5 protein-coding genes are annotated in these 6,772 nt (G+C 54.4%); all 5 read left to right on the top strand.

Features of this window, described 5'->3' with window-relative positions:
• Positions 1-166: 166 nt before the first annotated feature.
• A complete protein-coding gene (locus RT644_RS17085; protein ID WP_020456076.1) occupies positions 167-595 on the top strand; it encodes a YjaA family stress response protein in 429 nt (142 codons plus the stop codon).
• Positions 596-729: 134 nt separating this feature from the next.
• On the top strand, positions 730-1,659 hold the full coding sequence (gene metA, locus RT644_RS17080) for a homoserine O-succinyltransferase (protein ID WP_020456077.1): 930 nt from the start codon (positions 730-732) through the stop codon (positions 1,657-1,659).
• Positions 1,660-1,905: 246 nt separating this feature from the next.
• Complete coding sequence (gene aceB, locus RT644_RS17075) at positions 1,906-3,507, top strand: malate synthase A (protein ID WP_313627351.1); 1,602 nt, start codon at positions 1,906-1,908, stop codon at positions 3,505-3,507.
• 156 nt (positions 3,508-3,663) lie between these two features.
• On the top strand, positions 3,664-4,968 hold the full coding sequence (gene aceA / locus RT644_RS17070; protein ID WP_045511877.1) for an isocitrate lyase: 1,305 nt from the start codon (positions 3,664-3,666) through the stop codon (positions 4,966-4,968).
• 54 nt (positions 4,969-5,022) lie between these two features.
• Positions 5,023-6,771, top strand: coding sequence for a bifunctional isocitrate dehydrogenase kinase/phosphatase (gene aceK / locus RT644_RS17065; RefSeq protein WP_045511665.1), 1,749 nt, complete (start codon positions 5,023-5,025; stop codon positions 6,769-6,771).
• Position 6,772 lies beyond the last annotated feature (1 nt).

Genomic DNA, 6,772 nt, shown 5'->3' with positions numbered 1-6,772 from the left:
AAACGTTACTATCTGCTCAATATCATTCAGGTTTAGTACCGGCACACCCTGCCTCCGGGACCAGCGCACAAAAGACGTGACTGCCTGTCCAGAACAAAGCCTCATGCGAAAGCGCGGGGCTTTTTTGCTATTGTTTCAGCTCCATTTATCGCTAAAGGACATCTCAATGATCGTTCTGTACGCCCAGCTTTATAAAAATCGCATGGTTGTGCGTAACCTCCAGACTCAGCAGCAGGTATCGGGTAGCCAAACTTTCAGCAACCAGCGAATACTCATCGCAGACTTTTTCCCGGCGGAAAAGCTATTACAAGATTTGATTCTGCAAGTTGCACCGCGCGCATTCTGGCACGCACTTCCGGGCATGGGGCGTTTAGCTATCCTCGCGCATGCGCTGGAAATGAATGAAGGCGGCTTATCGCCCGTCGAAGAGCGCGCCATTCTTGAAATGACTTTTGGCGCTTCGCAAGGCCGATGCCGTTACCCGCAGGTCGTTGCCAGCCAGACACCGCTTAGCGATCAACACGTACTGGCAGCACTGAACCAATCGAAAATGCCCCCCTCTCAGCGCGATAACAAACCGAAAATCATTAGCTAATATCAATGCTACACAGGCCGCGACGTGAAACTTTCTCACCTTTCACTTGCGGACTCGACATTTTGCCGATTCCTGGGTATCTTCGGCTATCTGGATGTCTAAACGTTTAAACGTATGCAGTGAGGGTATAAGATATGCCGATTCGGGTGCAGGACGAGCTGCCAGCCGTCAATTTCTTGCGTGATGAGAATGTCTTTGTGATGACGACATCGCGCGCAACAGTGCAGGAAATCCGCCCGCTGAAGGTGCTGATCCTCAATCTGATGCCAAAGAAGATTGAGACGGAAAACCAGTTCCTGCGCTTGCTGTCAAACTCACCGCTACAAGTTGATGTGCGCCTGCTGCGTATCGACTCGCGTGAATCACGCAACACACCGGCCGAGCACCTCAATACCTTTTACTGTAATTTCGATGACATCCGTGATGAAAACTACGATGGCCTGATCGTCACCGGTGCGCCATTAGGCTTAGTTGAATTTAACGACGTGGCCTACTGGCCGCAAATCGAGCAAGTTCTGGAGTGGGCAAAAGATCATGTCACCTCCACCCTGTTTGTCTGTTGGGCGGTACAAGCCGCGTTAAACATCCTTTATGGTATCCCCAAACAGACCCGCACCGAAAAACTCTCCGGCGTATATGAACACCACATCCTTCATCCTCACGCATTGCTGACGCGTGGTTTTGATGATGTTTTTCTGGCACCACACTCGCGTTATGCCGATTTCCCGGCTGCATTGATCCGCGACTACACCGATTTAGAGATCCTCGCCCAGACGGAAGAGGGCGACGCCTACCTGTTCGCCAGCAAAGACAAACGTATCGCCTTCGTTACCGGCCATCCGGAATATGATGCCAACACACTGGCAGACGAGTTCTTCCGCGATGTGGATGCCGGGCTAAGCCCGGCGCTACCGCACAACTATTTTCCTCATGACGATCCGCAGAATAAACCACGAGCATCCTGGCGCAGCCACGGCAATTTGCTGTTTATCAACTGGCTCAATTACTACGTCTACCAGATCACGCCATACGATCTGAGCCATATGAATCCGACGCTGGATTAAGCGTTTCAGCCCCTTATTACAGGCACCTTCGGGTGCCTTTTTTATTTGCGAAAATCACTTCTCAACACAATAAAACTATAACCTCTTTTTTATCAAATGGTTATTTGCATTTTAATTTAAAAATGGAAATTGTTTTTGATTTTGGAGAAATTATTAGCCAGGATTGATCCTGCTGAACGAAAACTGCACACCCGATCTTCGTTGGCATTGGGAAATGTCTTTGCTGCAAAAAAGAGGAATCGCACCATGACACAACAGGCGACAACAACCGATGAACTGGCCTTTACGCGACCGCACGGTGAACAAGAGAAGCAGATTCTCACCCCGGCAGCCGTGGAATTCCTGAGCGAGCTGGTCACCCGCTTTACGCCAAAGCGCAATCAACTGCTGGCCGCGCGCGTGCATCAGCAGCAACAGATCGATGCCGGTACGTTGCCTGATTTTATTTCGGAAACAGCTTCCATTCGTGAAGGTGACTGGACGATCCGGGGAATTCCCGACGATCTGCTGGACCGCCGCGTTGAAATTACCGGACCGGTTGAGCGCAAAATGGTGATCAACGCGCTGAATGCCAATGTGAAGGTGTTCATGGCGGATTTTGAAGATTCGCTGGCACCAAACTGGGACAAAGTGATCGACGGGCAGATCAACCTGCGCGATGCCGTCAACGGCACCATCAGCTACACCAATGAAGCGGGTAAGATCTACCAACTGAAGCCAAACCCGGCGGTGCTGGTTTGCCGAGTGCGTGGTTTACACCTGCCGGAAAAACACGTCACCTGGCGCGACGAGGCCATTCCGGGCAGCCTGTTCGATTTCGCGCTCTACTTTTTCCACAACCACAAAAAACTGCTCGCCAAAGGCAGCGGCCCCTATTTCTACCTGCCGAAAACGCAGTCATGGCAAGAAGCTGCATGGTGGAGCGAAGTCTTCAGCTTTACCGAGGATCGTTTCAATTTGCCGCGCGGCACCATCAAAGCCACGCTGCTGATTGAAACCTTGCCCGCGGTATTCCAGATGGATGAGATCCTGCACGCGCTGCGCGACCATATTGTTGGCCTGAACTGCGGACGCTGGGATTACATCTTCAGCTACATCAAGACGCTGAAAAACTACCCGGATCGCGTGTTGCCTGACCGCCAGGTGGTGACGATGGATAAACCGTTCCTCAGTGCCTATTCACGTCTGCTGATCAAAACCTGCCATCGTCGCGGCGCTTTCGCGATGGGCGGTATGGCGGCGTTCATCCCCAGCAAAGACACCGAACGTAACAACTGGGTGCTGAACAAAGTAAAAGCCGATAAACAGCTCGAAGCGAATAACGGCCACGATGGCACCTGGATTGCGCATCCGGGTCTTGGCGACACGGTCATGGAGGTATTCAACGCGGCGCTGGGCGAACACAAAAACCAACTCTTTGTCAGCCGTGAAGACGATGCGCCGATCACCGCAGAAGATCTGCTGGCACCTTGTGAAGGCGAGCGCACCGAAGAGGGCATGCGCGCCAATATACGCGTCGCGGTGCAGTACATCGAAGCGTGGATCTCCGGCAATGGCTGCGTGCCGATCTACGGGCTGATGGAAGATGCTGCCACGGCGGAAATCTCCCGTACCTCAATCTGGCAGTGGATCCACCACGAAAAAACGCTGAGCAACGGCAAGCCGGTCACTAAAGCGCTGTTCCGCCAGATGCTGGCCGAAGAGATGCTGGTTATTCAGGAAGAGCTGGGTGAGCACCGTTTTAGCAGCGGGCGTTTTAACGATGCCGCGCGCCTGATGGAGCAGATCACCACCTCTGATGAGCTGATCGACTTCCTAACGTTACCTGGCTACCGCCTGCTGGCGTAATCGCCCGGACTATTTTGTTCGCCAATTTGGCCCTGGACAGTGCTCAACATCCTTACGTATCACCAGCACGTTGCGGTTTTCGTGCGCTGGTCGTGGCCAAACTGCCTTCACCAATAACGCCTGGCGAGCCAGGAGAAGAATATGGAGCATCTGTATATGAAAACCCGTACCCAACAAGTCGAAGAATTACAAAAAGAGTGGACGCAGCCGCGCTGGGAAGGCATTCGCCGCCCTTATAGCGCGGAAGATGTGGTGAAGTTACGCGGCTCGGTCAATCCGGAATGCACGCTGGCGCAACTGGGCGCGGCGAAAATGTGGCGCTTGCTGCATGGCGAATCGAAAAAAGGGTACATCAACAGCCTTGGCGCGCTGACGGGCGGGCAGGCGCTGCAGCAGGCGAAAGCGGGAATCGAAGCGGTGTATCTCTCCGGCTGGCAGGTGGCGGCAGATGCTAACCTCGCCGCCAGCATGTACCCGGACCAGTCGCTCTACCCGGCAAACTCCGTGCCGTCGGTGGTCGAGCGCATCAATAATACGTTTCGTCGCGCCGATCAAATTCAGTGGTCTTCCGGTATTGAGCCGGGTGACCCGCGCTTTGTCGACTACTTCCTGCCGATCGTCGCAGATGCCGAAGCGGGTTTTGGTGGCGTACTGAACGCCTTTGAGCTGATGAAATCGATGATTGAAGCCGGTGCGGCGGCAGTACATTTCGAAGATCAGCTCGCGTCGGTGAAAAAATGCGGCCATATGGGTGGCAAAGTGTTAGTGCCAACGCAAGAAGCGGTGCAGAAACTGGTGGCGGCGCGTCTGGCGGCGGATGTAATGGGTGTTCCGACGTTGTTGGTGGCGCGCACCGATGCCGATGCCGCCGATCTGATTACCTCAGATTGCGACCCGTATGACAGCGCGTTTATCACCGGCGAACGTACCAGCGAAGGGTTTTACCGCACCCATGCGGGCATTGAGCAGGCGATCAGCCGCGGTCTGGCTTACGCGCCATATGCCGATCTGGTGTGGTGTGAAACCTCCACGCCAGACCTGAACCTGGCGCGCCGTTTCGCCGATGCGATCCACGCGAAATACCCTGGTAAGCTGCTGGCGTACAACTGCTCGCCGTCGTTTAACTGGAAAAAGAACCTTGATGACAACACCATCTCCCGCTTCCAGCAGGAGCTATCAGATATGGGGTACAAGTTCCAGTTCATCACCCTCGCGGGCATCCACAGCATGTGGTTCAACATGTTCGATTTAGCCCACGCGTACGCGCAGGGCGAAGGGATGAAGCACTACGTCGAAAAAGTGCAGCAGCCAGAGTTCGCCGCAGGCAAAGAGGGCTACACCTTCGTTTCTCACCAGCAGGAAGTGGGGACCGGTTACTTCGACAAAGTCACCACCATTATTCAGGGCGGCGCCTCGTCGGTAACGGCGTTGACGGGTTCAACGGAAGAAGCTCAGTTCTAATCGTCAATCTGCCCGGTAGCAATTTGCCTGCCGGGCTAATGCCTGGGGAATACGATGTCGCGTGGTCTGGAACTGTTAATTGCCCAAACCATCCTGCAAGGCTTTGATGCCCAGTATGGTCGTTTTCTGGAAGTGACCTCCGGCGCGCAACAGCGCTTTGAACAAGCCGACTGGCATGCTGTTCAGCAGGCGATGAAACAGCGCATTCACCTTTATGATCACCATGTTGGTCTGGTCGTCGAGCAACTGCGTTGCATCACCGACAGCCAAAGCCCGGACGCCGCGTTTTTGCTGCGCGTCAAAGAGCACTACACGCAACTGTTGCCGGATTATCCCCGCTTTGAAATCGCCGAAAGTTTCTTTAATTCAGTCTATTGTCGGCTGTTCGATCACCGCTCTCTCACGCCCGAACGGTTGTTTATCTTTAGCTCGCAACCGGAACGCCGCTTTCGCACCATCCCGCGCCCATTAGCCAAAGCATTCTGGCCGGAACGCGGCTGGGAAGCACTGCTGACCAAAGTGCTGTCGGATTTGCCGCTGCGCCTGCCGTGGCAGGATAAAGCGCGTGACGTGAGTTATATCACCGCACATTTGCAGGAAGCGTTTGGCAGCGAAACCCTTGCTCACTCTCACTTGCAGGTGGCGAACGAGTTGTTTTACCGCAACAAGGCCGCCTGGCTGGTGGGCAAGCTTATTACCCCGTCGGCTACGCTGCCGTTCTTGTTGCCGCTTCACCGCAGCGATGACGGTGAGCTGTTTGTCGATACCTGTCTGACCACATCGGCGGAAGCCAGCATCGTGTTTGGTTTTGCCCGCTCCTATTTTATGGTTTACGCCCCGCTGCCCGCCGCGACAGTCGAGTGGCTGCGCGAGATCCTGCCCGGTAAAACCACTGCTGAACTGTATATGGCAATTGGTTGCCAGAAACACGGCAAAACGGAAAGCTACCGCGAATATTTAAATTACATCAACGCCAGTAACGAGCAGTTTATTGAAGCGCCAGGCATTCGCGGCATGGTGATGCTGGTGTTTACGTTGCCCGGTTTTGACCGGGTATTTAAGGTGATAAAAGATGTCTTTCCCCCGCAAAAAGAGATGAGCGCCGCGCACGTTCGTGCCTGCTATCAACTGGTCAAAGAACATGACCGCGTGGGGCGTATGGCTGATACACAAGAGTTTGAAAACTTTGTGCTGGAAAAACGGCAGATTGCCCCGGCACTCATGGCGCTTTTGCTGGAACAAGCTCCAGGCAAAATCACCGATCTCGGCGATCGCATCGTCATCAGCCATCTCTATATTGAGCGGCGTATGGTGCCGCTCAATCTGTGGTTCGAGCAGGTTAAAGGTCAGCAACTGCGCGACGCGGTAGAGGAGTATGGTAACGCCATTCGCCAGCTGGCCGCCGCCAATATTTTCCCCGGCGACATGCTGTTTAAGAACTTCGGCGTCACCCGTCACGGGCGCGTGGTGTTCTACGATTACGACGAAATTTGTTACATGACCGAAGTGAATTTCCGCGACATTCCCGCGCCGCGTTACCCCGAAGATGAGCTTAGCGCCGAACCGTGGTACAGCGTGTCGCCAGGCGATGTCTTCCCGCAGGAGTTTCGCCACTGGTTGTGCGCCGATCCGGAAATCGGTCCGCTATTCGAAGAGATGCATGCCGATCTACTGCGTGCCGATTACTGGCGCGGATTGCAGGCGCGCATCCGCGAAGGGCATGTCGAAGATGTTTATGCCTACCGCAAACGCCAGCGTTTCAGCGTACGCTTTGGCGCAGGCGCGCTGCGGCAGGCGGGGTAAA

The sequence above is a fragment of the Kosakonia sp. genome, assembly GCF_032104925.1.
Taxonomy (GTDB): domain Bacteria; phylum Pseudomonadota; class Gammaproteobacteria; order Enterobacterales; family Enterobacteriaceae; genus Kosakonia.
Note: the sequence above shows the minus strand (reverse complement) of the source record. Positions and strands in the feature narration are given on the sequence as shown.

Excerpts from the sequence above, each read along its gene's own strand:
- RT644_RS17085 (WP_020456076.1), top strand. The coding sequence starts at position 167 with ATGATCGTTCTGTACGCCCAGCTTTATAAAAATCGCATGGTTGTGCGT.
- metA (WP_020456077.1), top strand. The coding sequence starts at position 730 with ATGCCGATTCGGGTGCAGGACGAGCTGCCAGCCGTCAATTTCTTGCGT.
- aceB (WP_313627351.1), top strand. The coding sequence starts at position 1,906 with ATGACACAACAGGCGACAACAACCGATGAACTGGCCTTTACGCGACCG.
- aceA (WP_045511877.1), top strand. The coding sequence starts at position 3,664 with ATGAAAACCCGTACCCAACAAGTCGAAGAATTACAAAAAGAGTGGACG.
- aceK (WP_045511665.1), top strand. The coding sequence starts at position 5,023 with ATGTCGCGTGGTCTGGAACTGTTAATTGCCCAAACCATCCTGCAAGGC.